This window comes from Curtobacterium sp. 1310, from assembly GCF_017834105.1.
GTDB lineage: Bacteria > Actinomycetota > Actinomycetes > Actinomycetales > Microbacteriaceae > Curtobacterium.
In genome coordinates this window covers 802055-828920 of sequence record NZ_JAFICY010000002.1, presented here as the reverse complement: position 1 = coordinate 828920, position 26866 = coordinate 802055, and the positions used below count along the sequence as shown (strand labels likewise).

The following is a 26866-nucleotide window of genomic DNA, read 5'->3' as shown; positions in this document are numbered from 1 at the left end:
GGCTCAGCCGAACACGTGCCCGACGACGTCCTCGAGGAGCCCGTCCGTCGGCACGTTCGACTGGGCGATGCGGATGCCGATGTCGCCGCGGGTGAAGTAGGTGTCGCCGTCGGTCACGGGGTACTGCGGGTTCTGCGTGACCTTCTGGCACCGGAGCCCGTCGTCGACGGACGCGCAGTCGAAGTCGGACAGTCCGCGGAGCGCCTCCGTGGCACGCGACGGGACGACGTTCTCGACCTGGATGGTGAGGTTCGTGAGGTCGGCCTCGGGGTCACGCCAGACGCAGTACAACCGTTGCCCGCTCGACTGCCGTGCCGGGGTCAGTGCGGTGCGGGGGATCTCGAGGTCACCGACGACGGCGGGGTCGTTCAGGGCTGCCTCGTCGGTGTACTCGAACGCGCCCGGTGTCACGAGGTCGTCGCACGTCTCCGGCACCGTGCCCGTCGCGGAGGCCGGTGCGGTGCTCGACTGCGGTGACGACGTGTGCGTCGCCCCGGAGCCGGGCGTCCGTGCCGGGGTGGCGCCGTCGGTCGGGGTCGGCGCACCCGACGTCGTCGACGACGAGGACGTGCTCGCGGTCGGGGTGGCGCCGTCACCGCCGTCGCCGGTGCACCCCGACAGGGTGAGCGCGAGGCCCACCCCGAGTCCGATCGTGGCGAGCAGCGTCGTGGTGCGTGTGTGCCGCATCGTTCCGCCCCCCCCCCCGGGTGCGTCGTCAGGTGTCCACCCGACCTCGTGCTGCCGACGGTAGTCGTCGACGCCGCTCGGTGCGCCGGTCAGCGCCGGAGGGTCCAGCGAGCGGTGACCCGGGCCCGGAGCGCCACGCGGCCCCGTCGCGCCCACCGCCGCACCGGGTTCGCCCGCCGGCCGTTGACCCGGAAGGTGTGGAACGCGCGCCGGGTCCGCCGCGCGACGGAGGCCGCCCCGGACAACGGCCGCGCCGACACCTCGACGGTGAGCGACCGGGCGGCCACCACGTGCCACGCGGGGTCGAGCTGCATCGAGAGGTCGACGTCGTCGTGCACCTCCGGGTCGTCACGGTGTGCCCGGCAACGGGCCGCGAGCCACGTGGCACGATGCATCGCCATCGCCGAGCCGAACAGCGGAGGACGTCCGAGCGCCGACCACATCAGCACGAAGTACGGACCCATGTAGAGCCCGTCCCACAGGCGGCGCAGGACCCGGCCGCCCTCGCGCGGTCGACCGGGGCCGGTGACCGCCACGACGCCCGGCCGTTCGAGCAGGCGCACCGACTCGGCAATCCATCCCGGCGGCGGCACCGAGTCGGCGTCGAGCCGCGCGATGACGTCCCCCGAGGCGCGGTCGTACCCACGAGCCGAGGCCGAGGCGATGCCGCGCACGGGTTCGTGCAACACGGTCGCGCCCGCGGCCCGGGCGACCTCGACGCTGTCGTCGGTGCTGCCGTTGTCGACGACGAGGACCTCGTGCACGGGGTGCGTCTGCGCGGCCAGTGCGTCCAGGCAGCGTGCGAGGTGCTCGGCATCGTCGAGCACGGGGACGACGACGGAGACCTGCGGCACCCTGCCGATCCTGCCGGAGGCGCGCTGGGCGGACCGTCGGCCCCGCTGCCGCGGTCGACCACGGCAGCCCCTCCGCGTTCCGTGGACGGACCGACCGCGCAGATCGACGTTCCTGTGCTGCAACGCAGCGCCGGTCGCGCACGGTCGGGGCCAGCGCGACGGGTGCCGTACCCGCCGCGACCGAACCGGAAGGCCGACCATGACCACGAACCCACCCGGGAACGACTCCGGGACGCCCATCCACGACCGCACCGCGGCTGCCGAGGGACACGAGGTGCACCCGGGCGTGACGGTGCCCTCCTTCGGCACCGGCGTCCCCGCGCCGCGCGACACCGACCGCGACTTCGACGACGTCCTCCGGCCCGACGGCTTCGACGACGTCGAGCCGCTCGACGCGCTGCCCGCCGACGAGCAGCTCCCGGCGACGCCGTCCGCCGCCGGCGAGTCGGCACCGCTGCACGACTCCACGACGACGAGCACGGGCACCGGCACCTCCACCGGCTCCGTCCCGCCCGTCGGCGGGGCCACCGCCACGAGCACCGGTGCCGGTGCCGGCGGCGGCAGCAGCGACGGCGGCAAGGCCGACGCAGCCAAGGGTGCCGCGCAGGACGTCGCCGGCGACGCGAAGGACAAGGCCGCGGACGTGGCCGGCACCGCGAAGGAGCAGGCGTCGAACGTCGCCTCCGAGGCGACCGACCACGCCAAGCAGCTCTACTCCCAGGCCTCCGACACGCTCAAGGAGCAGGCGGCCGGGCAGCAGGAGCGCGCCGCCGGAGGGCTCCGCAGCCTCGGCGAGCAGCTCGGCCGCATGGCCGACAAGGACGACGAGCAGGGCATCGCCGCGAAGGTCGTCCGCGACCTGTCGAACCGCGCGGGCTCCGTAGCCGGGTACCTCGAGAACCGCGACCCCGGCTCGCTCCTCGACGAGGTGAAGTCCTTCGCCGCGAAGCGTCCCGGCACGTTCATCGCGCTCGCCGCGGGCGCCGGGATCCTCGCCGGACGCCTGACGAAGGCCCTCGCCACCGAGGTCAAGCACGAGAAGGAGGCCGGCGAGACCTCGACCGGCACGGGGAGCGGCGTATGAGCCACACGGTCCCGGGCGCGACCCCGCTCGGTGAGCCGACGCCCGAGGAACGCGCCGCCACGACGCCCCTGGGCGAACTGCTGACCGACGTGTCGAAGGACCTGTCGTCGCTGTTCCGCCAGGAGGTCGCCCTCGCCAAGGCGGAGCTCACCGAGTCCGCCAAGAAGGCGGGCAAGGCCGGCGGCATGTTCGGCGGCGCCGGGCTCACCGCCCTGTTCGCCCTGCTGTTCCTGTCGATCGCCGCGTGGTGGGGTCTCGGGTACCTCATCGGCAACGCGTGGTCCGCCGTCGTGATCGCCGTGGTCTACGCGATCGTCGCCGCGATCCTCGCCGTCCGGGGGCGCAAGGAGATCAAGGAGATCCAGGGCGCCCCGCAGACGGTCGAGACCGTCAAGGAAGTCCCCGAAGCACTGAAGCCGAACACCGGGAGGAAGCCATGAGCACCCCAGAAGAGATCCGTGCCGACATCGAGCGCACCCGCGGTGCCCTCGGGTCCGACGTCGACGCCCTGGCCGACAAGGTCAACCCGTCCTCGATCGCGCACCGCCAGACCGACCGGGTGAAGAACCGTTTCCAGGGCGTCCGCGACTCGGTGATGGGCTCGGCGCACTCCGCCGGCTCGAGCGTCTCGGGGTCTGCCTCGGGTGCGACCGACCGGGCGAAGGACGTCGCGCACGAGGGCGTCCAGAAGGCCAAGGGCAACCCGCTCGCGGTCGGGCTCATCGCGTTCGGCGCCGGGTGGCTCGCCTCGTCGCTCATCCCGACGTCCGACAAGGAGGAGCAGCTCGCCGGTGAGCTCAAGGACAAGGCGGCGCCCCTCGTCGAGGACGTCAAGTCCCAGGCGAAGGACGTCGGTTCGCAGCTGGGCGACGTGGCGAAGGAGCACGCGCAGGACCTCAAGGGGACCGCGCAGGACGCCGCGCAGACCGTCAAGGACGAGGCGCAGGGCGCCGCGTCCGACGTCCAGGAGCACGCGAAGGGTGCTGCGGACGACGTGCGCAGCAGCTGACGTCACCCCGTGACGGACGGGAGGCCCGTGGCGACGCCGCCACGGGCCTCCCGTCCGTTCCGCGGTAGCGTCGGGGCCCATGGACCCGATCGACGAACTCGCCGCCGAGTTGCGCCAGTCGATCGGCCGCGTCGTGCGGGCGGCCCGGCGCGAGGGCGACAGCCTGCCGCCGGCGCACTCGACGACGCTGGGGTTCCTCGGACGCGAGGGGCCGATGACGATCGCGGAGCTCGCCCGGCGACGCGGCGTGAAGCACCAGGGGCAGTCCCGGACCGTTGCGGAGCTGACGAGCCAGGAGTACGTCGAGCGGACCGTGTCCGAGACGGACCGACGGGCGTCGGTGATCCGCATCACCGATGCCGGCCGCGCCGCGCTGCAGCGGGACATGGACGGGCGCGCGGACTGGCTCGCGACGGCCGTGCGTGCGGAGCTCGACGACGACGAGCGCGCGCTCCTCGCCCGGTTGCCCGACATCCTCGAGCGTCTGGCGCGCCGGGCTGACTGAGGGTCCCTCCGACAACCGGTCCCATTTGTACAACAGTGTTGTACAGTTGACGACATGCAGCTGACGAAGTACAACCACGCCACCGTCGTCCTCGAGCAGGACGGCGCCTCGCTCGTCATCGACCCGGGCTCGTTCACGCCCGAGTCCGCCGACCTCGTCGCCCGGGCCACGGTCGTCCTCGTCACCCACGAGCACGCCGACCACTTCGCCGTCGACGCGATCCGTGCGGGTCTGGAGCGCAGCGCCGACGTCGTCGTCCACGGTCCGGCGTCGGTCGTCGAGCAGCTCGGCGACCACGACGGCCGCGTCCGCACGGTCGCCGCGGGCGACACGGTCGAGGTCGGGCCCTTCCGCGCCCGGGTCTTCGGGGAGGAGCACGCGGTCATCCACCGCGACATCCCCACCATCGCGAACGTGGGCTACCTGGTGAACGACGCCGTCTTCCACCCGGGCGACGCCTACCTCGTGCCGGACGTCCCGGTCCGGACCCTGCTCGTCCCGACGAGCGGGCCGTGGGCGAAGACCGGCGAGGGTGTCGACTACGTCCGCGCGGTCGCACCGGAGCGCGTGGTGCAGATCCACGAGCTGCTCCTCAGCGAGGGCGGTCAGGAGATGAACGTCCGGATGTTCGGCACCGAGGGCCTCGGTGGCGTCCCGGCGTCGATCCTGCCCGTCGGTTCGTCGATCGAGGTCTGATCGCGCGACCCTGGGTCGAACCGGTGGTCGTGGGAGCAGGCTGGGTGGATGCCTGATGCTCCCTCGACCGCCGTCCTCTTCGACATCGACGGCACCCTCGCCGACTCGAACTACGCGCACGTCGACGCATGGTGGCGAGCGTTCCGAGCCGCCGGCGAGTCCGTCGACGCGTGGCGGATCCACCGCGCGATCGGCATGGACTCCGGGCGCCTGCTCGAGGAGCTGCTGCCCGACGCCTCCGACGAGGTCCGTGACACCGCGAAGCAGTTCCACACCGCCTACTACTCCGAGCACATGCCGCAGCTGCGGCTGCTGCCCGGGGCGCGGGAACTGCTCGAGGCGGTCGCCGACGCCGGCCACGCGGTCGTGCTCGCGACGAGTGCGCCCGAGTCGGAGCTGTCGGTGCTGCGCGAGCTGCTCGACGCGTCCGCGTGGGTGACGGCCGAGACGAGCTCGGAGGACGTGGAGCAGGCGAAGCCGGACCCCGGGATCATCCAGGTCGCGCTCGACAAGGTCGGCGTCGCTGCGGATCGCGCGGTGATGGTCGGTGACGCGATGTGGGACGTGGAGTCGTCGGGGAAGGTCGGGCTGCCCTGCGTCGGTGTGATGACCGGCGGGATCGGCGGCGACGAACTCCGCGGGGCCGGTGCCGCGGCCGTGTACGACGACGCAGCCGCCGTGCTCGCCGCGTTCCGGGCGGGCGAGGGGCCGATCGCCGCGCTGGCCTGAGTCCCGCCCCCGTGCGTGCGAGGATGGACGATCGTGATCACGATCGAGCGCGTTGCCTGGGACGACCCTCGTGGAGTTGCCCTCCGCGCCACCATGGACGACGAGATGCACGAGCGCTACGGTGACGGGCACGCGGACGAGGACCCGGCCGTCACCGCCGAGCGGAACCGTGTGCTGGCCGTCGACCCGGCGACCGTGATCACCTCGTTGCTCGCGATCGACGAGGACGGTTCCGCCCTCGGGCACATCGCCGTCCGGCACCTCGGCGACGAGGTCGAGCTGAAGCGCCTGATCGTCCTCGCCGCCGCCCGCGGCAAGGGCGCCGCCACCGCGCTGCTCACCGAGGGCGAGCAGGTCGCACGCGAGCAGGGCGTGTCCCGCGTGATCCTGCAGACCGGCGACAAGCAGCCCGAGGCCGTCGCGCTGTACCGCAAGACGGGGTGGCAGCAGATCGACGTCTACGAGCCGTACGCCGCGACCATGCCCTGGTCGTTCTGCTTCGCGAAGGCGCTGTAACCCGTCCTCCTGTTGCACTCTCAGCATCAGAGTGCAATTCTTGCTCGGTGAGCCCCACCGAACGCACCCGCACGCTGCGCCGACGCATGGTCGTCGAGGCACGCCGGGCCACGATCGAGCACGGTCTGCACGGCTTCACCATCGAGCAGCTCTGCGAGACGGTCGGCGTCTCACGGCGGACGTTCTTCAACCACTTCGCGTCGAAGGACGACGCCGTGCTCGGCATCGAGCAGGGCGCCATGTCGGAACTGCTCGCGGCGTACGCCGACGGCTCGCTCGTGCCGACGGACCTCGACCCGCTCGGGTCGATCGTCGCGCTCGCGATCGAGCAGATGCACGTCGTCGGGCTCGACCGCGCCGACGAGGCCCTGGTCCGTCGGGTGTTCGACGCCGAGCCGCTGATGGTCGCGAAGTTCCTGGCGGCCGCGGACGTCCAGCTCGCCGCGGTCGGACAGGCCGTGCGGCATCGCTTCGGGTGGACCGACCCGGACGATCGACGGGCCCAGCTGGTCGCCGAGGCGGCCGCGGGCCTGCTCAAGGTCACCGCCGGCACCTACTTCGACGACGCCTTCGACGAGTCGACCGGGCCGTCGTTCGACGCGCTGCTCACCGACAACCTCCGCCAGCTCAGGGCGGCCATCACCACCACCGGACAGGACCACACCGCATGAGCGCCACCGCGCAGGGCACGAAGCGTGCCCGACCCGGATCCGACGGACCGCTGCTGCTGACGCAGCGACGCATCTGGATCATCTTCTCCGCCCTCATCGCCGGCATGCTCCTGTCGAGCCTCGACCAGACGATCGTGTCGACGGCGATGCCCACCATCGTGGGCGAACTCGGCGGCGTCGCGCACCAGGCGTGGCTCACCACCGGCTACCTGCTCGCATCGACCATCGTGATGCCGATCTACGGCAAGTTCGGCGACGTCCTCGGGCGTCGCAACCTGTTCCTCGTCGCGATCGCCCTGTTCACGATCGCGTCCGCCGGCTGCGCCTTCGCCGGCGACTTCACGCAGCTCGTCGTCTTCCGCGCGATGCAGGGCCTGGGCGGCGGTGGCCTGATGATCCTGTCGCAGGCGATCATCGCCGACATCGTCCCCGCCTCGGAGCGCGGCAAGTACCTCGGCCCGCTCGGCGCGATCTTCGGCCTGTCGGCGATCGGCGGCCCGCTGCTCGGTGGGTTCTTCGTCGACCACCTCACCTGGAACTGGGCGTTCTACATCAACATCCCGGTCGGCATCGCGGCGTTCTTCGTCGCCTGGTTCGCGCTGACCCTGCCGACGAAGAAGGCCGAGAAGCGGATCGACGTGCTCGGCGTCGTGCTCATGTCCGCCGCGACCACCTGCCTCGTGTTCTTCTCCGAGTTCGGCGGCAGCAGGGACCACGGCTGGGACGCTCCCGAGACGTGGGCCTGGTTCGCCGGACTCGTCGTCTCGGCCGCGCTGCTCGTGCTCGTCGAGTCGCGCGTCGAGGACCCGGTGCTGCCGATGTCGTTCTTCCGCAACCGCACGTTCCTGCTCGCGACGGGCATCGGCCTCGTGCTCGGCATCGGCATGTTCGCCGCGATCGGGTTCGTCCCGACGTTCCTGCAGATGGCGTCGGGCACCTCGGCCGCGGTGTCCGGCCTGCTCATGCTGCCGATGATGGTCGGCCTCATCGGTACCTCGATCGCGTCCGGCAACCTCATCACCAAGACCGGCCGCTACCGGGTGTTCCCGATCGTCGGCACGGTGCTCGTGGCGCTGGCCATGCTCGCCATGACGCAGCTCGCCGCGGACACCCCGATCTGGCTCATCTGCGCCTACCTGTTCGTGTTCGGCGCGGGGCTCGGGCTCATCATGCAGGTGGTCGTCCTCGTCGCGCAGAACGCCGTGCCCGCGGAGCAGGTGGGGACCGCGACGTCGACGAACAACTACTTCCGCGAGGTCGGCGCATCACTGGGCACCGCCGTCTTCGGCGCGCTGTTCACGGCACGGCTGACGAGCGCGCTGACCGACGTCTTCACCTCGGCAGGCGGGTCCGCCACCGACGCGGCGTCCTCGGCGGGCAGCATCGACCCGGCCACCGTCGCGAAGCTGCCCGGGGCGGTGCAGGACGGCATCGTGAACGCGTACGCCGACTCGCTCGCGCCCGTGTTCTGGTACCTGCTGCCGTTCATCGCGATCGCGTTCCTGCTCGCACTGTTCCTGCCGCAGATCCGCCTGTCGGACACGGCCGGCATGGTCGCCCGTGGCGAGGCGGTCGGCGGCGCCGAGGCGGACGAGCTCGAGCGTGCGCAGCGGGCCGGGACGGCCGGGTCGGCCGCGGCTCCGTCGCCCGCCGCGACGTCGGCGCGCGGCGAGACGCCGGTGTCGGGGCGGGACACCTCCGCCTGACGCGGGCGCTCCCCGCGCCGAGACGCCGGCGTCGGCGCGGGACGCCCCGTCCGTCACGGGGGCTCCGTGCGCCGAGACGCCGGCGTCGGCGCGGGACACCTCGTCCGTCACGGGGGCTCCGTGCGCCGAGACGCCGGCGTCGGTCTGAGACGCCCCCGCGCGTGCGAGACGCCTCCGGAACCGGGGGCGTCTCGCGTGTTCCGGTGCGTCCCGGGCAGACGCCGGCGTCTCGCGGTACGACACCGCGTCTCGCCGCCGGAACGGGGCCGTGTCGCCGGAACGGGGCCGCGTCGCCGGACGTGCGCCGTGTCGGACGGGAGGCGCGGTGCCGGCCGGTCCCCGCGCCTCCCGTCCGGTGGATCGTGCGGAGGCGCCGTCAGGCGCCGGTGCTGGCGCGGGGGACCAGGCGGGCCGGCAGGTCGACGGGCTCCACCGCGGTGCCGTCGATCGTCGCGAGCAGGCGCAGGGCGGCGGTGCGGCCGAGCTCGGCTCCCGGCAGGGCGACGCTCGTCAGGGCCGGCGCCGTGACCGACGACGAGGGCAGGTCGTCGAAGCCCGCGACCGCCAGGTCCTCGGGGACCCGGAGCCCCATCGCGCCCGCCACCCGGAGCACGCCGTACGCCAGGGTGTCCGCCGCCGCCACGACCGCGGTGACGCCGTCCTCGTGCCACGCCTCGACCACGTGCTCGGTCGCCAGCGCGGCGGCGTCCACCGTCAGGTCCGCGCGGGCACCGGTCTCCGAGACCGTGATCCCGGCGGCGGCGCAGGCCTCGTCGAACATCCGGTGGCGGATGCCGAACGTGGCGACCCGGGCGGTGCCGTCGAGGTACGCCACGTGGTCGTGTCCGCGGTCCCGCAGGTGGGCGACGAGCGCGTCGATGCCCGGAGCGAGGTCGTAGTCGACGGCGGTGGTGCCCTCGGCGGCGTCGGGGGCGTCGAGCAGCACGACGGGCACGCTCGCGTCCATCGACTCGCCGGCTGCCGGGGCGTCGACCAGGATCCCCGCCGGCCGCAGCCGCTCGAAGCGCCGGAGGTCGGCGGCGGTGGGCTGTGCGCCGCGCTCGGTGACCGAGAGCACGAGCTGGTACCGGTCGCCGAGCGTGTCGCGCACGCCGCGGATCACCTCGGCGAAGAACGGGTTCGACAGGTCGGGTGCGATGAGCACGACCAGGTCGCCGGTGCCGCGGGCGAGGGTGCTCGCCGCGTGGTCGACGACGTACCCGAGGGCATCCACCGCGTCGCGCACCCGCTCCGCGATCGGCGGGGACACCCGCCCGCGCTCCTTGCCGTTGACGACCAGGGAGACCGTCGCGATGCTCGTCCCCGCGCGTTCGGCCACCATCGCCGCGGTCACGCGACGGCCGTGAGCGGCGGGGGAGGGCACCCGACGAGCCTACCGACCGACGAGGGCAGGCGGTCGGACGAGGATCGCTCGGAGTTGACGTCAAGCGTTTGACGTGTTCGAATGTCAAACGCTTGACGCGCCGCGCTGGAGTTGGTTCCTCCACAGTGCGGACCCCACCGCGTCGAGCACATACCTCCGTCCGGCGCTGCCGGACACGACGGGCTGCGAGCGGCCCGCCGACGCCGATCCCCGACGAAGTGGAGCGCCCAAGGTGCCCGATGCAACGACGCAGAAGATCATCCTCGACTGCGACCCCGGCCACGACGACGCCGTCGCCATCCTGCTGGCACACGGCAACCCGACGATCGAGCTCCTCGCCGTCACCACCGTCGTCGGCAACCAGACCCTGCCGAAGGTCACCCGCAACGCCCTCGCCGTGGCGCGCATCGCCGGCATCACGGGCGTGCCGTTCGCTGCGGGCGCCGACCGGCCGCTGCTGCGCGAGATCGAGGTCGCCCCGGAGATCCACGGCGAGAGCGGCCTGGACGGGCCGATGCTCCCCGAGCCGTCGTTCGGCCTGGACGAGCGGCACGCGGTCGACCTCATCATCGACACCGTGATGGCGCACGAGCCCGGCACCGTGACGATCGTCCCGACCGCCGGCCTGACGAACATCGCCCTCGCCGTCCGCAAGGAACCGCGCATCGTCGAGCGCGTCAAGCAGGTCGTCCTGATGGGCGGCGGCGTGCACGTCGGCAACTGGAGCCCGGTCGCCGAGTTCAACATCGTCATCGACCCCGAGGCAGCGGACATCGTGTTCCGCGCCGGGTGGGACGTCGTCATGGTCGGGCTCGACCTGACCCACCAGGCACTCGCCACCCCCGAGGTGGCCGCGCGCATCGCCGCCGTCGGCACCGGGCCCGCAGCGTTCGTCGGCGAGCTGCTCGAGTTCTTCGGCAAGGCCTACGAGGACGCCCAGGGGTTCGACGCCCCGCCCGTGCACGACCCCTGCGCCGTCGCGTACGTCATCGACCCGACGATCGTCCGCGCGGTGCGGATGCCGATCGCGATCGAGACGACGGGCACCCACACGCTCGGCATGACCGTCGCCGACCTCCGCGGTCCCGCGCCCGAGGACTGCCGCACGTCCGCGGCGATGGAGCTCGACCACGGGCGCTTCTGGGACCTGGTCGTCGACGCCCTCGAGCGGATCGGCGAGACGCCCGACACCGGGTGGTCCCCGCGCGCCGCAGCCCGGGCCGTCGAGTCCGCCGACACCACCGTCACCCCGGAGGCCTGAGCACCGTGACCACCACCTCGACGACGAAGTCGATCGGCGCCCTCACCGCCGCCCTGCTCGCCGCGTGCGTCGCGTTCCAGCTCAACGCGAGCATGCTCAGCCCGGCGCTCGCGACGATGGCGGACGAACTCCGCACCGACGACGCGACCATCGGGCTCTCGCAGACGCTGTTCTTCACGATCGCCGCCCTGTTCTCACTGTTCCTGCCCCGGCTGTCCGACATCGTCGGCCGCAAGCGGGTCCTGCTCGGCATGCTCCTCGTGATGCTCGTCGGCAGCGTGGTCGCCGCCCTCGCCGTGAACGTGCCGGTGCTCTTCGCCGGCCGCATGATCCAGGGCGTCACCGGGCCGGTCGTCCCGATCGGCCTGCTCATCCTGCGCAACGAGATCGCCGACCCCAAGCGCTACGGCGCAGCCCTCGGCCTGCTCACCGCCGTGAACGGTGGCATCGCCGGTGTCGACGCGCTGGCCGGCGGCTGGATCGCCACCCACTTCGGCTTCCGCGGCATCTTCTGGGTGATCGCGGTCGTCACGGTCCTCGCCGCGCTCATGGTGGCGGTGTGGGGCGTCGAGTCGAAGCCGTCCGCCGGCACCCGGATGGACTGGTGGGGCGTGCTCCCGCTCGTCGTCAGCGTCGGCGCACTGCTCACGGCGTTCAACGAGGCCGGCAAGCTCGCCCAGGCCGACCGGGCGCTCGTCGTCGGCGGGATCGTCGTCGCCCTGGTCGCGTTCGCGGTCTTCTGGGCGGTCGAGTCGCGGGTCCGCGAGCCGCTCGTCGAGACCCGGTACCTGCGGCGTCGCGGGACCTGGGCGCTCCTCGTGACGACGCTGCTCACCATGACGGGGGTCTTCGCCGTCGTGAACGGGCTGGTCACGAGCCTGGCCCAGAACGACGAGGTCGGCTTCGGCATGGAGGCGGACGTCGCATCGCTCGCGTTCCTCGTGCCGTACGCGCTGGTGGGCTGGGTCGTCGGACCCTTCTCCGGCCGCCTCGCACCGACGCTCGGCTACCGCGCCGTGCTCCGCGTCGGCCTCGTCGGCAGCATCGTCGCGACGCTCGTCATGGCGTTCGTCGGCGTCCACTCGCTGCCCGTGCTCGTCGCCGCCACCGTGCTCATCGGCATCACCTACGCGGGCATCGCGAACATCGTGCTGAACGGGCTCGGCATCGTGCTCTCGCCGGACTCGAACCCCGGCTTCCTGCCGGGCCTCAACGCGGGCGCGTTCAACCTCGGTGCGGGCATCAGCTTCGCGGTCCTCCCGGCGCTGCAGATCGCACTCGGCACCGGCGGGTCAGCGGGCACCGCCGGCTACTCCGGTGGCATGCTCCTCGGTGCCGCGATCACCTGCGCGGCACTCGCCACGTCCTTCCTCATCCCGCGCCCGGCCTCGGCCGAGACAGGAGCCACCGCATGAGCGGCATCGTCGTCGTGGGCAGCCTCAACGCGGACCTGGTGGTCCGCACCGAGCGCTTCCCGAAGCCCGGGGAGACCCTGCAGGGGTCCGACCTCGCGATCCTGCCCGGTGGCAAGTCCGCCAACCAGGCGGTGGCAGCCGGGAGGCTCGGGGGCACCGTCCGCATGATCGGTGCGGTCGGCGACGACGGGAACGGCACACTGCTGCGCGAGTCCGTCGCATCGGCCGGCGTGGACACCACGCACGTGGCGGTCCGGCAGGGCGTCGCCACCGGGACGGCCGTCATCACGGTCGACGCCGCGGGGGAGAACACCATCGTGATCTCGGGCGGCGCGAACGCCACGCTGACCCCGGACGACGTACCCGCCGACGCCCTCGACGGCGCCGGGGTGCTCGGTCTCTGCCTCGAGGTCTCGATCGACGTCGTGCTCGCCGCCGCGCGGGCCGGTCGTGCCGCCGGAGCGACGGTGCTCACGAACCTGTCGCCGTTCGGCGCCGTGCCGCAGGAGCTCCTCGACCTGACCGACGTGCTGCTGGTCAACGAGCACGAGGCCGCCGAGCTCGGGGACCACGGCGTCGCACGCTCCATCGTGACCCGGGGCGGCGCGGGCTGCACGGTGCACGACGGGGATGCCGCGCCGGTCGACGTCGACGCCGTGCGGGTCGAGCCCGTCGACACCACGGGCTGCGGCGACGCGTTCATGGGGGCGGTGGCGCTCCGACTCGACGCCGGGGACTCCCTGCTCGAGGCCGCGCGCTTCGCCGTCGGCGTCGGCGCGTACGCCGCGACGAAGCCGGGCGCGCAGGCCTCCTACCCGACCACGTCGGACCTGGAGTCGTTCCTGCGGCCGTAGCCCGGGCCTCCCGTCCGCCCGTCCCGTCCCGTCCCGACCGTTCCGCGAAACGCAACCCTGGCGGCTGCTCGCAGCGCTGTACCGCTGCGAGGTGTCGCCGAGGTTGCGTCCTGCGGGGGACATCGGCCGCTAGCGTTGGTGCATGCGCGTCGGAGTCCTCGACATCGGGTCCAACACCGGCCACCTGCTCGTGGTGGACGCCCACGGCGGGGCCGCGCCGCTGCCGGCGTCGTCGTTCAAGCAGGCCCTCCGGCTCGCCGAGCACCTCGACGAGTCGGGTGCGGTGACCGCGGTCGGGGTCGACGCGCTGACGACCTTCGTCGCCGACGCCGTCCGCGTCGCCGAGGAGCGCGGCTGCGAGGACATGCTCGGCTTCGCGACCTCGGCCGTCCGCGACGCCGTGAACTCCGACGAGGTGCTCGCGCACGTCGAGCGGGAGACCGGCGTCGAGCTCGCGGTGCTGTCCGGCGAGGACGAGGCGCGGCTGACCTTCCTGGCCGTCCGACGCTGGTTCGGGTGGTCCGCCGGACGCCTCGCGGTGTTCGACATCGGCGGTGGCTCCCTGGAGATCGCCGGTGGTGCCGACGAGGCCCCCGACGTCGCGTGGTCGATGCCGATCGGAGCAGCCCGACTCGCGCGCCGGTACTTCGCGGCGGGCACGCCCTCGGAGGACGACGTCCGCCGTATCCGCCACGAGATCCGCGTCGCGATCGCCCGCGACGCCGGACTGCTGCTGCGCGCCGGGCGGCCCGACAGGGCGGTGGCGACCTCGAAGACCTTCCGGTCGATCGCCCGGATCTGCGGCGCCGCGCCCTCGGCCGCGGGACCGCTCGTGCCGCGGTCCCTCGACGGTACGGTGCTCCGCGAGCGGCTGCCGTCACTCCTGACGATGTCGCTCGACCAGCTGGCCGAGCTGCCGGGCGTCTCGCCGAGCCGGGCGCACCAGGTCGTCCCGGGAGCGCTCGTCGCCGAGGCCTGCCTGGACATCTTCGACCTGCCGGCGCTCGAGATCTGCCCGTGGGCGCTGCGCGAGGGCGTGATCCTCGAGCGGCTCGACCAGCTCTCCGTGCTCGGCTGAGACCGACCCGACCCGACCCGACCCGGCCGGGCGGTCGGGCTCGGTCAGGGCCTAGCGCTGCCGGGCGGGTCGCGGGGGAGCGAGCAGCCACGGGCGGATCAGCCCCGTGACGACGGGCAGGACCCAGAACGTCATGATCGGCGTGAGCACGAGCGTCGTGACGAGCACGCGGGGCAGCACGGCCAGGTGCCCGAACGCCGGGACGAGCCAGCCGACCAGGTAGGTGAAGGCGAGGTTGACCGGGAAGAACCCGAGCCAGATGCTCACGGCCTGCTTCCAGCGGGGCGGGGCGCTCGACGCGGGGGCGTCCTGCGGGGCGTCGAACCAGCCCTCGATGCCGGTGCGCTTCTCCACCCGGGACTCCACCACGAGGTCACGCCCCTGGTCGAGCCAGCGGAGCCGGTCGTCGGAGTTCTCCCACGTGGCGAGCTGCTCGTGGTCGGCGAACCGGTAGAGCATGTGCCACTCCCGACTGGTGGCGTGCGACCGGACCCACCCGGAGCCGAGGAAGCCCGGGTAGCGGTTCGCGAGGTTGACGCCGGACTGCACCCACGCTGTGGCGTCGGGGATGCGGTCGGGTTCGACCAGGCGGGTGATGGACACGGTGACGGGCGGGCCTGCGGTCACGGATGACGACTGCAGGCTCCCTGGCTCTTGTGGAGTCATGCGGACAGTCTCGCGGAGTCGTGTTTCCGGCTCGTGACGGCACCGTGGTGCGCTGCCCACGGTGGGCGGCGGTGGACCCGACGCGACGGCTAGCTGGCCTGCTTCTTCGCAGCGGTCTTCTTCGCGGGAGCCTTCTTCGCCGGAGCCTTCTTCGCGGGGGTCTTCTTCGCGGGGGTCTTCTTCGCCGGCGCCTTGCCTGCCGGTGCCTTCTCGGCCGGTGCCGCCTCCGCGTCCCCCTCGTCGTCCGCACCAGCGGAACCGGACGACGACCGTGCGCCGGACGACGAGCGCGACCCAGAGCCTCCGGACCGTGACGATGACCGTGACGAGGACCGCGACGACCCCGACGGGCCGGACCGCTTCTTGTCCACCGAGGCCCGCAGGGCCGCCATCAGGTCGATGACGTCCCCGCCGTCGCCGTCCTCCTCGTCCTCGGAGCGCTCGCCGAACGTCTCCGCGGTGTCGACGTCGTCGCCGGCCTCGAGCTTCGCGTCGATGAGCTGCTGCAGTTCCTCCTGGTAGGAGTCCGTGTAGCGGTCCGGGTCGAAGTCGGCGGACATGCTCTCGACGAGCGAGGACGACATCTTCAGCTCGTTCGCGCTGACCTTCACCGACGCGTCGAGGGCCGCGAAGTCAGCAGCCCGGACCTCGTCGCCCCAGAGCAGCCCCTGCAGCAGGATGACGTCCTCGTTCACCCGCAGCACGCCGAGCCGGGTCTTCTGCCGCAGGGTGAACTGCACGATCGCGAGCCGGTCGGTCTTCGACAGCGTCTCGCGGAGCAGCACGTAGGCCTTCGGCGAGCGGGAGTCCGGCTCGAGGTAGTACGACTTCTCGAACATCATCGGGTCGACCTGGTCGACGGGCACGAACTCGAGCACCTCGATCTCGTGCGACTGCTCCTCGGGGAGCTGCTTGAAGTCGTCGGACGTCAGCACGACGGTCTTGTCGCCGTCGTCGTAGGCGCGCTGGATGTCGGCGTACTCGACCTCGTGGCCGAACTCGCACACGCGCTTGTACCGGATGCGGCCCTTGTCCTCGTCGTGCACCTGGTGCAGGGAGACGTCGTGGGTCTCGGTCGCCGCGTACACCTTGATGGGCACGTTGACGAGCCCGAACGCGATGGAGCCCTTCCAGATCGACCTCATGGGCACATGATGCCCGCGAGTGCGGCGACGGGCCCTCAGTTCCGGGCGGATCGCCAGCCGCGCCCGGACACCGGAGGGCGTACCGTGCTGCACATGACGGGGGACCACGAGACGACGACGGCCAGCGAGGCGCCGGCGACGGCGACGACGGACGACGATCGGATCGGCGCGTCGGGGTGGTGGCAGCTCGTCGCCCTGACGGTCGGCGGGGCGGTCGCACCGGCGGTGTTCTTCGCGCTGCAACCGCGACCGGTCCCCTGGGTCGCGGTCGTCGTGCTCGGCCTCGCGCTGGCGGTCGTGCTCCCCGCGCTGCAGGTCTGGTCCTGGGCGCGACGGGGCGGTCGTGCCGCCGTCGTCGCGACGCGACGGTGGGTGGACGACGGACGCGTCCCCGCCGAGGTCCCGGACGCGGTCTGGCGTCCGCGGGTGCAACGGTGGCTGGCGGACGCCCGGCAGCGACGCACCAGCGGGTGCGTGTTCGTCGGGCTGGCCGCGCTGTGGGCGATCCTCGCGGCGTCGGGGACCGCAGGCGACTGGGGTGTCGCGGTCGTCTGGGCCGTACTCGGGGTCGGCACCCTCGTGCAGGGACGCGGCGACCGGGTCGGCGCGGAGCAGCTGCTCGCCGCCCCGGTGCGGACGACGGCCTGACGGCCGCCGGTCCCTGCACAGCTCCTGTGTCAGGACGACCCGTCCACGGAACAGCCCGGTCCTGAACCGTCGTGCCGCCACGGCGAGCACCATGGGCCCATGAGCCAGCTCGACAAGCAGGACCCGCGTTCGCAGTACGCCCGGCCGCCGTTCCCGCCGCAGACCCAGCAGGGGTCCGGGCTGGCCAGCGCGATGGACCCGGCGCCCGACCACGGCGAGACGACCTACCTCGGGACGGGGCGGATGCCCGGGTACCGGGTGCTCGTGACCGGAGCCGACTCCGGCATCGGGCGAGCTGCCGCGATCGCGATGGCGAAGGAAGGGGCCGACGTCGCGTTGAACGCCCTGCCCGAGGAACGCGAGGACCTGGAACAGGTGCGCGACGTCGTCGGCGACCTCGGGCGCAGGGCCGTGCTGCTGCCGGGCGACCTGACCGACGAGGCGTTCTGCGACACCCTCGTGCGCGACGCCGTCAGCGAGCTCGGCGGCCTCGATGCGCTCGTGCTCGTCGCCGGACACCAGCAGGTGCACGAGGACGTGACCGAGCAGTCGACCGAGGACTTCGACCGCACCATGAAGGTCAACCTCTACTCGATGTTCTGGTTGGTGCGAGCGGCCGTCCCGCACATGGCGCCCGGCAGCGCGATCGTCACCACGAGCTCGGTCTCCGCTTACCAACCGCAGGACCGGATGATCGACTACGCCGCCACGAAGTCCGCCATCATCACCTACACGAACGGTCTCGCCCGCCAGCTCGCGGCGAGGGGCATCCGGGCGAACTGCGTCGTGCCGGGGCCGGTGTGGACGCCGCTGCAGCCGATCAGCTACCCCGGTGACGAGATCGCCGCCTACGGTCAGGACACCCCCTTCGGCCGTCCGGCGCAGCCCGTCGAGCTCGGCAGCGCCTACGTCCACCTCGCCGGCCCGGAGTCCTCGTACACGTCCGGCAGCACCCTGACCGTGGCGGGAGCGACCGGGGTCGCGCTGTGAGCCCGGTCGCCCGGAAGACCACCGTCACGGTCGGCGACCGTCGGATCGCCCTGACGAACACCGACAAGGTGCTCTACCCGACGACCGGGACGACCAAGGGCCAGGTCATCGCCTACTACGAGCGGGTGGCGCCGTGGATGATCCCGCACGTCAAGGACCGCCCCGTGACGCGGAAGCGCTGGGCGAACGGCGTGGACGGCGGGGTCTTCTTCGAGAAGAACCTGCCCGACTCGGCGCCCGACTGGGTCCGTCACCACACGATCGCGCACAAGGAGCACGACACCGAGTACCCGATCGTCGACGACCTGCCGACGCTCGTCTGGATGGCGCAGCAGGCGGCGCTCGAACTGCACGTCCCGCAGTGGCGGTTCGGTCCCCGCGGCGCGCAGCAACGTCCGGACCGGCTCGTGCTCGATCTCGACCCCGGCGAGGGTGTCGGGCTGCCGGAGTGCGTCGAGGTGGCGCTCGCCGCACGCGAGATCCTGCACGGCATGGGGCTCGACCCGTACCCGGTGACGAGCGGCTCGAAGGGCATCCACCTGTACGCGGCGCTCGACGGGCGCGCCACGACCGCACAGGTGTCCGACGTCGCGCACGAGCTCGCCCGGGCGTTGGAGCAGGACCTGCCCGACCTGGTGCTGTCCTCGATGAGCCGCGCCGAGCGACGGGGCAAGGTCTTCGTCGACTGGTCGCAGAACAACGGCAACAAGACGACGATCGCGCCGTACTCCCTGCGCGGCCGTGACCGGCCGACCGTCGCCGCGCCGCGGACCTGGCGGGAGCTCGAGGAGCGCGGGTTCGCCCAGCTGGAGTTCGAGGAGGTCCTCGACCGCCTGGAGGCCCACGGCGACCTCCTGCACCCGGTCGTCTCCGCCTCGCTGGCGGTGGGCAGGACCGACCACGGCCACTGGGACGGCGACCGGACCCAGCGTGCGAACGAGGCAGAGCAACCGGCTCGCGACCGCCTCGCGGCCTACCGCGCGAAGCGCGATGCGTCGCGGACGCCGGAGCCGGTGCCCGAGGGCGCACCGACCGTGCGGAAGGACGGCACGCCGACGTTCGTCATCCAGGAGCACCACGCGACCCGGGACCACTACGACTTCCGGCTCGAGCACGAGGGTGTGCTCGTGAGCTGGGCGCTGCCGAAGGGCGAGCCGACCGACCCCGGGAAGAACCACCTGGCGGTGCAGACCGAGGACCACCCGCTCGAGTACGGCTCGTTCGAGGGGACGATCCCGCAGGCCGAGTACGGCGGGGGGACCGTCACGATCTGGGACGACGGCACCTACGAGCTCGAGAAGTGGCGCGACGGCGAAGAGGTGATCGTCACGCTGCACGGCCGCACGAACGGCGTCCGTCGGCTGGCGCTCCTGCACACCCGAGGGCGGGGCCGCGGGAAGGACGGCGACGAGCAGAACTGGCTCATCCACCGCACGAAGGACCAACCGGACCGTCTCGCCGACGGGGGTGGCGAGGCGGATGCGGGTCGAGCCTCCCGGACACCGACGCCGAGCGCTGCGGAGCGGCAGCGGATCGGACGTGCCGCGCCCGCGAGGACGTCGCCCGCCGAGCGTCGGGCCATGCTCGCGAGCCCCGTGCAGGGGGAGCCGCGTCTCGACCCGGCGGCCTGGGCGTTCGAGATGAAGTGGGACGGCGTCCGTGCCCTGGCGACCGTGCGCGACGGACGGGTCACCCTGCGCAGCCGCAACGACAACGACCTGACCGCGCAGTACCCGGAGCTGCAGGAGCTGGGTGAGCGGGCCGGGGTCGACGGGGTCTTCGACGGCGAGGTCGTGGCGCTGGACGAGCGCGGGCGTCCGTCGTTCGGCCTGCTGCAGGACCGCATGGGACTGACCGGGGCTCGTGACGTCGAGGCTGCTCGGCGCCGGACACCCGTGCGCCTGCTGCTCTTCGACGTGCTCGAGGCCGACGGACACGACCTGACCCGGCTCGGCTACGACGCCCGGCGCGAGGCGCTCCTGACCGTCGTCGAGCCGGGTGGGGTGATCGACGTGCCCCAGGCGGTCGACGGTGACCTGGACCATGCCGTGGCGGCGTCGCGTGAGCGGGGGCTCGAGGGCGTCGTCGCGAAGAAACGGTCGTCGCGGTACGCCGAGGGCCGCCGCTCCGAGGCCTGGGTGAAGATCAAGCACCACGCCACGCAGGAGGTCGTCGTCGGTGGGTGGCGACCCGGCAGGGGGCGCCGGGCCGGTGGCGTCGGATCGCTGCTGTTGGGCGTACCCGGCCCGGACGGACTCGAGTACGTCGGCAGGGTCGGGACGGGGTTCAGCGACCGCGACCTGGACGAGATCGGGGAGGCCCTCGGGAAGACGGAGCGGAAGACCTCGCCGTTCGTCGAGGTCCCTCGCCCGGATGCCCGCGACGCCCACTGGATCACACCTCGTCGGGTCGGTGAGGTCGAGTTCGCCGAGTGGACGGCGGACGGTCGGCTCCGACAGCCGTCGTGGCGCGGGTGGCGGCCGGACAAGGGGCCCGAGGACGTCGTCCGCGAGTCCTGACCGGTCGGCCTCGGCGATCGCGGGCGAAGGCGGTCCGTGCGCCGGATCAGGGGACGCACGGACCGCCGCCGGTGCACCGCGGTCGGCGATCAGGGGTGGCCGACCACGGCGCGTCCGCGGCCCGGGATCACCAGAACCCGGGCGTCCGGAACCCCCACGGTTCCGGGGCCCACTGGTGTGACGGGTCGACTCCGGGGTTCGTCACGCCGTTCGTCGGATTTCTTCCTGCAGAGCCGCTGCGGACACGAGGAGACCGTCCGGGAGCTCGGCTCCCGGACGGTCTCCTGTGGTCCTCGGCAGGCCCGTTCAGGCGGCCGGCGCGGGACCGTCGGCGGGCTTCGCGGTGTCCGCGGCGGGCAGGTCCTCGTCGATCAGGTCCTCCTGCTCGGGCAGGTCGACCTCGGCGGCTGCCGCCTTGGCCTCGTCGATGGACTCCTGCGAGCGCCGGAGGAGGTCGTCGTCTGCTGCGTGATCCTTCATGCGCCCGACGCTACGCGGGTGCGCCTGTACCCGCGTCGGTCCGGGGCACCGGTCGATCGAGCGGAGGTGGGGCGGCGTCGAAGTCGACGGCGGAGGTCGGGGCAGGCGTGGTCGGCATCGCCGGGGCAGCGGGCTCGTCCGCGGCGTCCGCGGCGTCGAGCACGGCCCGGGTCGCGGCCACTGCGGTCCGGAGCGCGTCGGCCAGGGGCATCGCCCGGTGCGCGGCCGTCCGGACCTCGACACCCCAGGGCTCCTCGTGTCCGAGCCCCCGGAGCACGCGGACGAGCCCGGGCAGGTCCCATGCGCCCGATCCCGGCAGGTGTCGGGCACTGCGGGACTCCTCGGCGAGGGTGAGTCCGGACGGGGTGTGCAGCAGGCCGTCGCTGAGCTCCACCGCGGCGAGCACCTCCGGCGCGACGCCCTGGGCGATCGAGGCGAGTGTGGAGCCGCCGCGCAGCGTGTGCATGGCGTCCAGGAGCAGCCCGGCGTTCGGGTGGCCGGCCGCGGCGACGAAGCGCGATGCCCGCTCGACGGTGGGCAGGTTCGACCAGGGCTCCGGTTCGAGGACCAGGCGGGCACCGACCTTCTCGGCCTGCGCGGCGAGGTCGACGAAGTCCGCGGTCATCGCCGCTGGCGTGACCGGGTGGACACCGGTGTCGGCACGGACGACGACCTGCCAGGCGCCGAGGGTCGCTGCCGCTTCGAGCACGACCCCACGGTCGGCCTCGTCGTCCGTCGAGCGTCCGCCGTGGCTCCACCAGCGGTCGAGGGGGCCGAGCTGCACCCAGACGATCCCGGCTCGGTCGAGGGCACGTCGCAGTGCCGTGAACCCGGTCGTCGCCCGCACCTCGTGGAGGTCGTCCAGCGACAGTGACAGGCCGGAGAACCCGGCATCCCCGACGGCTCGGACCCGGTCGGCGATCGGCTCGTCGCCCGCCCAGGTCCAGGACGTCGCGAGCAGGTCGTGTTCCTGCACGGCGCACCTCCTCGGTCGGGACACGCACCCGTGCCCGGCGCGCTCGGCGTCGAGCACGCTCGCGGTGTCCCGTGGTCTGGCGCCGATGGTCCCCCGGCGTCACCGACCGGTGTACGCCCCGGGGCTGCGGACGTTCCCAGCGGTGCGTGGTCGCGCACCGTCCGACCGCGCCCGGAGGTCAGACGATGCGGGTCGTCACCGTCCCGACCTCGGCGACGAAGCCGGTGACGACCTGGCCGCGCTGCAGCGGCCCGACGCCGTCCGGGGTCCCGGTGAACAGCAGGTCACCCGGGGCGAGGGTCACCCACCGCGAGAGCTCGGCGATCGTCTCGGCGACCGACCAGACCTGGTCGGCCAGGTCGCCCGACTGTCGCAGTGCGTCGTCCACGCGGAGGCTGATCGCACCGGTGGTCGGGTCGACCCCGGCGGCCGGGACGAGCGTCCCGACCGGGGCCGAGGCGTCGAAGCCCTTCGCCAGGTCCCACGGCCGACCGAGCCGCTTGGCCTCGGCCTGCACGTCGCGACGCGTCAGGTCGATGCCCACTCCGTAGCCCCACACCAGGTCGAGGGCGTCCGTCACGGCGACGTCCGACCCGCCACGACCGAGCGCGACGACGAGTTCGACCTCGTGCTCGAGACGGTCCGTACCCGGCGGGTAGGGGGTGTCGGCGCCGTCGGTGACCAGGGCGCTGGCCGGCTTCGTGAAGAAGAACGGCGGCTCGCGGTCAGGGTCATGGCCCATCTCCCGGGCGTGGGCTGCGTAGTTGCGACCGACGCAGTACACCCGACGGACGGGGAACCGACCGCCGGCCGTGGTCGGCAGCGTGGGCTGGTCCGGAGCGGGGATGACGAGGTCCTGCACGTGCCCAGCCTGGCACGTCAACTCGCGGTGTCGGCGGTCTCGTGCTCTGACGCTCGGTGGCGGGCACGTTCCTGGCGCTCCCGCCACTCCTGTCGGAGGTCCTCGATCAGCTCGGCCTCGTTCTGCTCGGCCATGAGCGGGCCGTAGTGCGGATGCGCGCAGAGCGACCGGTAGATGCGCTCCATCATGTCCAGGCGTCGTTTGAACAGGTCGTCGGGTTCGTCGGTGATCATCGGGATCGTCCTCCTTCTCGGTCGCGTGTCCTCCGGTCACGGAAGCGGCGGCGCTCGGCATGTTGGACGGCCCACACGACCCACTCGTCGTCCTCGGTGACCCACGAGCGCGTCGTCAGCGCGTACGTCATGAGCGCCGCCGCGTCGTGGTCGTCCGGGTCCCGCGAGAGCGCTCGCTCCACCACCCACGTCCAACGCTGCCACCACAAGTCCCGGTGCACCGAGAACTCGGTATTCCGCCGCGTCCGCCGCCCCTCGACCACGGTCACGACGACGCTCGCGGCGGCCACTGCAGCCCCGACCAGCGCGACCACCGCGCTCACCCATCCGACGTCCATGCCCCGAGCCTCACGGCACAGGACCGGCCACGCGACGGGCGTGACCGGTCCTGTGGACGGTTCGCAGCGCCTCCAGGCTGTGCAGGAGGAGCGTGCAGGAGACGCGGGACGTCAGTTGCCGGGTGCGGCGCCCTCCGTCTCGCCGGCGCCCGGGTCGCCCCCGGTCCCGCCGTCGGTCGGCTCGTCCTGCGGCCACCCTCGGAACTCCCAGCCCGACAGCGACGGGTGGTCCTCGCCCTTCGAGTAGGCGAAGGTCCGCGCGGCGTCCCGCGCCTCGGTGAGCTTCGCGAGCAGGTCAGCGTGCGCGTCGGCGTCGACCCGCGACAGTGCGTCGTGCGCCAGCGAGAAGCGGTCCATCTCGTTCAGCATGAGCATGTCGAACGGCGACGTGGTGGTGCCCTGCTCGAGGAAGCCGTGCACGTGCAGGTCGTCGTGGCCGTTCCGGCGGTACGTCAGCTGGTGCACGAGCGACGGGTAGCCGTGGAAGGCGAACACCGTCGGCGTGCCGGGCAGGAAGACCTCGTCGTAGCGCTCGTCGCTGACCGGGTGCTCGTGCTTCCGCGGGTCGCCGAGGGACAGCAGGTCCACGACGTTCACGAAGCGGACCCCGACCTCGGGCGCGTGCTTCCGGATGATGTCCGCGGCGGCGACGGCCTCGACCGTCGGCACGTCACCGGCGCTCGCGAGGAGCACGTCGGCGCGTCCGACCGTCTGCTCGGTGCCGGCCCAGTCCCAGACGCCGAGCCCGGCAGCCGCGTGCGCGACGGCGTCCTCGAGGGACAGGAAGACCGGCTCGGGGTGCTTCCCGGCGACGATCACCTCGATGCGGTCCGTGGTCTCGAACGCGTGCGCTGCCACGGCGAGCAGGGTGTTCGCGTCCGCCGGGAGCTTGATGCGCACGAGGTCCTGCTGCTTCGAGGCGACGACGTCGAGGAAGCCCGGGTCCTGGTGCGAGAAGCCGTTGTGGTCCTGCCGCCACACGTGCGACGACAGCAGGATCGACAGGTTCGACACGGGCGCGCGCCAGTCGATGTCGGTCGACGACTCGAGCCACTTCGCGTACTGCCCGACCATCGAGTCGATGATGTGCGCGAACGCCTCGTAGGTGTTGAGCAGTCCGTGGCGGCCGGTGAGCACGTAGCCCTCGAGCATCCCCTCGAGCAGGTGCTCCGACAGGACCTCGATGACCCGGCCACGAGCGCCGAGGTGCTCGTCACCGGCCGCGCGACGGGCACGCCACACCCGGGAGGTCACGTCGAACACGGCGTCGAGCTTGTTCGACACCGTCTCGTCGGGACCGAACAGGCGGAAGGACGACCCGTTCCGCGAGGTCAGCTCAGCGAGCCACGGCCCGAGGGTCGCGGTCGAGCTGGCGTCCTCGCCGACGGGGACCGCGTACGGCTCGAGCGGCGGACGGTCGAGCGCGGTGCGGATGCGCCCGCCGTTGGCGTGCGGCGTGGCGCTCATGCGGAGGTCGCCCTGCGGCCGGATGGTCGTGAGGATCCCGGTCGGCTGGCCGTCGGCGTCGAACAGCTCGTCCGGGCGGTAGCTCCGCATCCATTCCTCGAGCTGCTCGCGGTGTCCGGCGTCCTCGCGCACGGCCGGCAGCGGGACCTGGTGGGCGCGGAAGGTGCCCTCGACGCGCTCGCCGTCGACCTCCTGCGGGCCGGTCCAGCCCTTCGGGGTACGGAGCACGATCATCGGCCAGCGCGGACGCAGGTCGGCTGCGCCTGCCGGCTGTCCGGCTGCGGCCCGTTCGGCCTGGGCCCGAGCGGCGGCCTGGATGTCGTCGATGCTCGCGAGCGCGCGGCGGAGGGCACCGTCGAACAGCGCGTGCACCGCGAACGGGTCGTGGTCCACGCGTGCGGAGTCGACGACGATCGGCTCGTACCCGAGGCCACGGAAGTACGCGGTGAGGTCCTCGTCGGGGATGCGCGCGAGGACGGTCGGGTTCGCGATCTTCCAGCCGTTGAGGTTGAGGATCGGCAGCACGGCCCCGTCGGACACCGGGTCGAGGAAGGTGTGCGCCTGCCAGGAGCCGGACAGGGGACCGGTCTCGGCCTCGCCGTCACCGACGACGCACGCCACGACGAGGTCCGGGTTGTCGAGCGCCGCGCCGTACGCGTGCGCGAGCGAGTAGCCGAGCTCGCCGCCCTCGTGGATGGATCCGGGCGTCTCCGGGGCGGCGTGGGACGGGATGCCGCCCGGGAACGAGAACTGCTTGAAGAACTTCCGGAGCCCCTCGGGGTCCGGCGTGATGTCCGGGTACAGCTCGCCCCAGGTCCCCTCGAGCCAGGCGTTCGCGTTCATCGCGGGGCCACCGTGCCCGGGCCCGCACACGTAGAGGAGGTCGCGGTCGGTCTCGGCGATGAGCGCGTTGCAGTGCGCGTAGACGAGGTTCAGCGCGGGGGAGGTGCCCCAGTGCCCGAGCAGGCGCGGCTTCACGTCGTCCGGGTCGATGGGACGGGTGAGCAGTGGGTTGTCGAGGAGGTAGATCTGCCCGACGGTGAGGTAGTTCGCGGCGCGCCACCAGGCGTCGATCGCCCGGATCCGGTCGGTGCTCGGGATGTGTACGGGGGCCATGTCTCCACGCTACGGAGCAGGGGGCCGGAGTTCCCCAGGAACTTCGTCCAATCCGATCGGGCGAGGGCCCCGAATCCCTTGCATCAGCCGGGAAACACCCGGAGCGCTCACCAGCCGCAAGTAGCTGGTTCTCCACCCCTCTTCGGGGTGTGTTCGGCGCGCACACAGGGAATCGCGCCGAGCGCGACAACGGAAGGAACCCACTCATGCGCAAGTCCATGAAGACCTCGATCACCCTCGCCACCACCGGCGCCCTCGTCCTCGGTGGTGCCGCGTTCGGCATCAGCACGGCGAACGCCGCGACCCCGAACGTGCAGACGGTCTCGTCCTCGTCCGAGGCCTCGAAGATCCCGGCCCCGGTCGCATCGGTCCCCGAGGTCAAGGGTGGCAACACCGCCGTCGCACTCGACAAGGGCTTCACCGACGCCCTCACCTCCCTCGGGCTGACCCCGGGCGTCTCCGGCGACGCGAAGCTCGAGGACGGCTCCGTGTCGTTCCCGATCACCGCTGGCTCGGTCACCTACTGGAGCCCGGACGGCAACTACCGCCCCTACGTGCAGGGCCTGCTGGACCACAACGGTTCCGGTCTGACCCTCAAGGCCGGCGACACCACGGTCACGCTCGAGAACTTCGTCGTGAACCCGGGCTCGTCGAAGCTCTACGGTGACGTCCTCGTCAACGGCGAGGTCGCCGCGTCGAACGCCTACCTGTTCTCGCTGCACGGTGGCACGCTCAAGCCGCTGCAGCTCGAGGGTGACAACGCCATCCTGACCGGCACCACCGTCCACGTCTCCGACGACGCCGCGAAGCTGCTCAACGGCACCTTCAAGACCGACGCCGTCAAGGGCGGGCTGCTCGTCGGCACCGCGACCATCACCGCGCAGATCAAGTAACACCCCGCGGCACACCACCGCACCGGCACCACCACGAGAAGGCGCCGCTCCCCACCACGGGAGCGGCGCCTTCTGCACGTCCGG

The 26866-nt window shown here is 72.5% G+C and carries 28 protein-coding genes; 17 read left to right on the top strand and 11 right to left on the bottom strand.

What is annotated here, in order from left to right; all coding sequences use genetic code 11:
- Window positions 1-3 precede the first annotated feature (3 nt).
- Window positions 4-687, bottom strand: coding sequence for a hypothetical protein (locus JOD95_RS07935; protein ID WP_209684324.1), 684 nt, complete (start codon window positions 685-687; stop codon window positions 4-6).
- Window positions 688-776: 89 nt separating this feature from the next.
- Window positions 777-1541: a glycosyltransferase family 2 protein gene (locus tag JOD95_RS07930; protein ID WP_209684322.1), complete on the bottom strand. Its 765-nt coding sequence runs from the start codon at window positions 1539-1541 to the stop codon at window positions 777-779.
- A 199-nt stretch (window positions 1542-1740) separates the two neighbouring features.
- Here JOD95_RS07930 and JOD95_RS07925 point away from each other — a divergent pair, with 199 nt between their 5' ends.
- The 9 genes from JOD95_RS07925 to JOD95_RS07885 all read left to right on the top strand — a co-directional run bounded on the left by JOD95_RS07925 (window position 1741) and on the right by JOD95_RS07885 (window position 8457).
- Entirely contained in the window at window positions 1741-2625 is an 885-nt protein-coding gene (locus tag JOD95_RS07925; RefSeq protein WP_209684320.1) for a hypothetical protein, read from the top strand.
- Window positions 2622-3065 carry a phage holin family protein gene (locus tag JOD95_RS07920; protein ID WP_066651661.1) on the top strand — a complete coding sequence of 148 codons (444 nt, stop codon included), beginning with the start codon at window positions 2622-2624 and terminating at the stop codon, window positions 3063-3065. Before JOD95_RS07925 ends, JOD95_RS07920 begins: the two co-directional genes overlap by 4 nt.
- Window positions 3062-3634: a DUF3618 domain-containing protein gene (locus tag JOD95_RS07915; RefSeq protein ID WP_209684318.1), complete on the top strand. Its 573-nt coding sequence runs from the start codon at window positions 3062-3064 to the stop codon at window positions 3632-3634. The genes JOD95_RS07920 and JOD95_RS07915 overlap by 4 nt, the downstream gene beginning before the upstream one ends.
- Window positions 3635-3713: 79 nt before the next feature.
- Window positions 3714-4139: a MarR family winged helix-turn-helix transcriptional regulator gene (locus JOD95_RS07910; RefSeq protein ID WP_209684316.1), complete on the top strand. Its 426-nt coding sequence runs from the start codon at window positions 3714-3716 to the stop codon at window positions 4137-4139.
- A 54-nt stretch (window positions 4140-4193) separates the two neighbouring features.
- Entirely contained in the window at window positions 4194-4835 is a 642-nt protein-coding gene (locus JOD95_RS07905) for an MBL fold metallo-hydrolase (RefSeq protein WP_209684314.1), read from the top strand.
- 48 nt (window positions 4836-4883) lie between these two features.
- The gene (locus JOD95_RS07900) at window positions 4884-5564 is read left to right on the top strand and encodes an HAD family hydrolase (RefSeq protein ID WP_066651668.1); all 681 of its coding nucleotides are present in this window, start codon (window positions 4884-4886) and stop codon (window positions 5562-5564) included.
- A 33-nt stretch (window positions 5565-5597) separates the two neighbouring features.
- Window positions 5598-6080, top strand: a complete 483-nt coding sequence (locus tag JOD95_RS07895) for a GNAT family N-acetyltransferase (RefSeq protein ID WP_235426426.1) — start codon at window positions 5598-5600, stop codon at window positions 6078-6080.
- Between the two features lie 47 nt (window positions 6081-6127).
- Window positions 6128-6751: a TetR/AcrR family transcriptional regulator gene (locus JOD95_RS07890; protein WP_307810406.1), complete on the top strand. Its 624-nt coding sequence runs from the start codon at window positions 6128-6130 to the stop codon at window positions 6749-6751.
- Window positions 6748-8457, top strand: coding sequence for an MDR family MFS transporter (locus JOD95_RS07885; RefSeq protein WP_209684312.1), 1710 nt, complete (start codon window positions 6748-6750; stop codon window positions 8455-8457). The genes JOD95_RS07890 and JOD95_RS07885 overlap by 4 nt, the downstream gene beginning before the upstream one ends.
- 376 nt (window positions 8458-8833) lie before the next feature.
- Here JOD95_RS07885 and JOD95_RS07880 read toward each other — a convergent pair whose 3' ends face one another.
- A complete protein-coding gene (locus JOD95_RS07880) occupies window positions 8834-9841 on the bottom strand; it encodes a LacI family DNA-binding transcriptional regulator (protein ID WP_307810405.1) in 1008 nt (335 codons plus the stop codon).
- Window positions 9842-10073: 232 nt separating this feature from the next.
- On the opposite strand from JOD95_RS07880, the gene JOD95_RS07875 reads away from it, so the two are divergent.
- The 4 genes from JOD95_RS07875 (at window position 10074) to JOD95_RS07860 (ending at window position 14449) form a co-directional block, all read left to right on the top strand.
- Window positions 10074-11102, top strand: a complete 1029-nt coding sequence (locus JOD95_RS07875) for a nucleoside hydrolase (RefSeq protein WP_066651673.1) — start codon at window positions 10074-10076, stop codon at window positions 11100-11102.
- A complete protein-coding gene (locus JOD95_RS07870; RefSeq protein ID WP_209684495.1) occupies window positions 11099-12517 on the top strand; it encodes an MFS transporter in 1419 nt (472 codons plus the stop codon). Before JOD95_RS07875 ends, JOD95_RS07870 begins: the two co-directional genes overlap by 4 nt.
- A complete protein-coding gene (locus JOD95_RS07865; RefSeq protein WP_209684310.1) occupies window positions 12514-13371 on the top strand; it encodes a ribokinase in 858 nt (285 codons plus the stop codon). Before JOD95_RS07870 ends, JOD95_RS07865 begins: the two co-directional genes overlap by 4 nt.
- Before the next feature lie 142 nt (window positions 13372-13513).
- The gene (locus JOD95_RS07860; protein WP_066651676.1) at window positions 13514-14449 is read left to right on the top strand and encodes a Ppx/GppA phosphatase family protein; all 936 of its coding nucleotides are present in this window, start codon (window positions 13514-13516) and stop codon (window positions 14447-14449) included.
- A 51-nt stretch (window positions 14450-14500) separates the two neighbouring features.
- On the opposite strand, the gene JOD95_RS07855 is transcribed toward JOD95_RS07860, so the two are convergent.
- The gene (locus tag JOD95_RS07855; protein WP_066651677.1) at window positions 14501-15115 is read right to left on the bottom strand and encodes an antibiotic biosynthesis monooxygenase; all 615 of its coding nucleotides are present in this window, start codon (window positions 15113-15115) and stop codon (window positions 14501-14503) included.
- 89 nt (window positions 15116-15204) lie between these two features.
- On the bottom strand, window positions 15205-16260 hold the full coding sequence (locus tag JOD95_RS07850) for a Ku protein (RefSeq protein WP_066651683.1): 1056 nt from the start codon (window positions 16258-16260) through the stop codon (window positions 15205-15207).
- Window positions 16261-16353: 93 nt separating this feature from the next.
- On the opposite strand from JOD95_RS07850, the gene JOD95_RS07845 reads away from it, so the two are divergent.
- From JOD95_RS07845 to JOD95_RS07835, 3 genes are all read left to right on the top strand, one after another.
- Window positions 16354-16908: a hypothetical protein gene (locus JOD95_RS07845; protein ID WP_209684308.1), complete on the top strand. Its 555-nt coding sequence runs from the start codon at window positions 16354-16356 to the stop codon at window positions 16906-16908.
- 99 nt (window positions 16909-17007) lie between these two features.
- The gene (locus JOD95_RS07840) at window positions 17008-17898 is read left to right on the top strand and encodes an SDR family oxidoreductase (RefSeq protein WP_209684306.1); all 891 of its coding nucleotides are present in this window, start codon (window positions 17008-17010) and stop codon (window positions 17896-17898) included.
- Window positions 17895-20417 carry an ATP-dependent DNA ligase gene (locus tag JOD95_RS07835; RefSeq protein ID WP_209684304.1) on the top strand — a complete coding sequence of 841 codons (2523 nt, stop codon included), beginning with the start codon at window positions 17895-17897 and terminating at the stop codon, window positions 20415-20417. The genes JOD95_RS07840 and JOD95_RS07835 overlap by 4 nt, the downstream gene beginning before the upstream one ends.
- Window positions 20418-20723: 306 nt before the next feature.
- Here the strand turns inward: JOD95_RS07835 and JOD95_RS07830 are convergent, their stop codons facing one another.
- The 6 genes from JOD95_RS07830 to JOD95_RS07805 all read right to left on the bottom strand — a co-directional run bounded on the left by JOD95_RS07830 (window position 20724) and on the right by JOD95_RS07805 (window position 25889).
- Window positions 20724-20897 (bottom strand): hypothetical protein, encoded by a 174-nt coding sequence (locus JOD95_RS07830; protein WP_209684302.1) that lies wholly within the window; start codon window positions 20895-20897, stop codon window positions 20724-20726.
- 10 nt (window positions 20898-20907) lie between these two features.
- Complete coding sequence (locus JOD95_RS07825; protein WP_209684300.1) at window positions 20908-21873, bottom strand: sugar phosphate isomerase/epimerase family protein; 966 nt, start codon at window positions 21871-21873, stop codon at window positions 20908-20910.
- Window positions 21874-22051: 178 nt separating this feature from the next.
- A complete protein-coding gene (locus JOD95_RS07820) occupies window positions 22052-22735 on the bottom strand; it encodes a fumarylacetoacetate hydrolase family protein (protein ID WP_209684298.1) in 684 nt (227 codons plus the stop codon).
- Window positions 22736-22752: 17 nt separating this feature from the next.
- Window positions 22753-22968 carry a hypothetical protein gene (locus JOD95_RS07815; RefSeq protein ID WP_209684296.1) on the bottom strand — a complete coding sequence of 72 codons (216 nt, stop codon included), beginning with the start codon at window positions 22966-22968 and terminating at the stop codon, window positions 22753-22755.
- Complete coding sequence (locus tag JOD95_RS07810; RefSeq protein WP_209684294.1) at window positions 22965-23306, bottom strand: hypothetical protein; 342 nt, start codon at window positions 23304-23306, stop codon at window positions 22965-22967. The genes JOD95_RS07815 and JOD95_RS07810 overlap by 4 nt, the downstream gene beginning before the upstream one ends.
- Before the next feature lie 111 nt (window positions 23307-23417).
- Window positions 23418-25889, bottom strand: a complete 2472-nt coding sequence (locus JOD95_RS07805) for a phosphoketolase (protein ID WP_209684292.1) — start codon at window positions 25887-25889, stop codon at window positions 23418-23420.
- Between the two features lie 206 nt (window positions 25890-26095).
- Between JOD95_RS07805 and JOD95_RS07800 the strand changes: the two genes are divergently transcribed.
- On the top strand, window positions 26096-26782 hold the full coding sequence (locus tag JOD95_RS07800) for a hypothetical protein (RefSeq protein WP_209684290.1): 687 nt from the start codon (window positions 26096-26098) through the stop codon (window positions 26780-26782).
- Window positions 26783-26866: the final 84 nt, after the last annotated feature.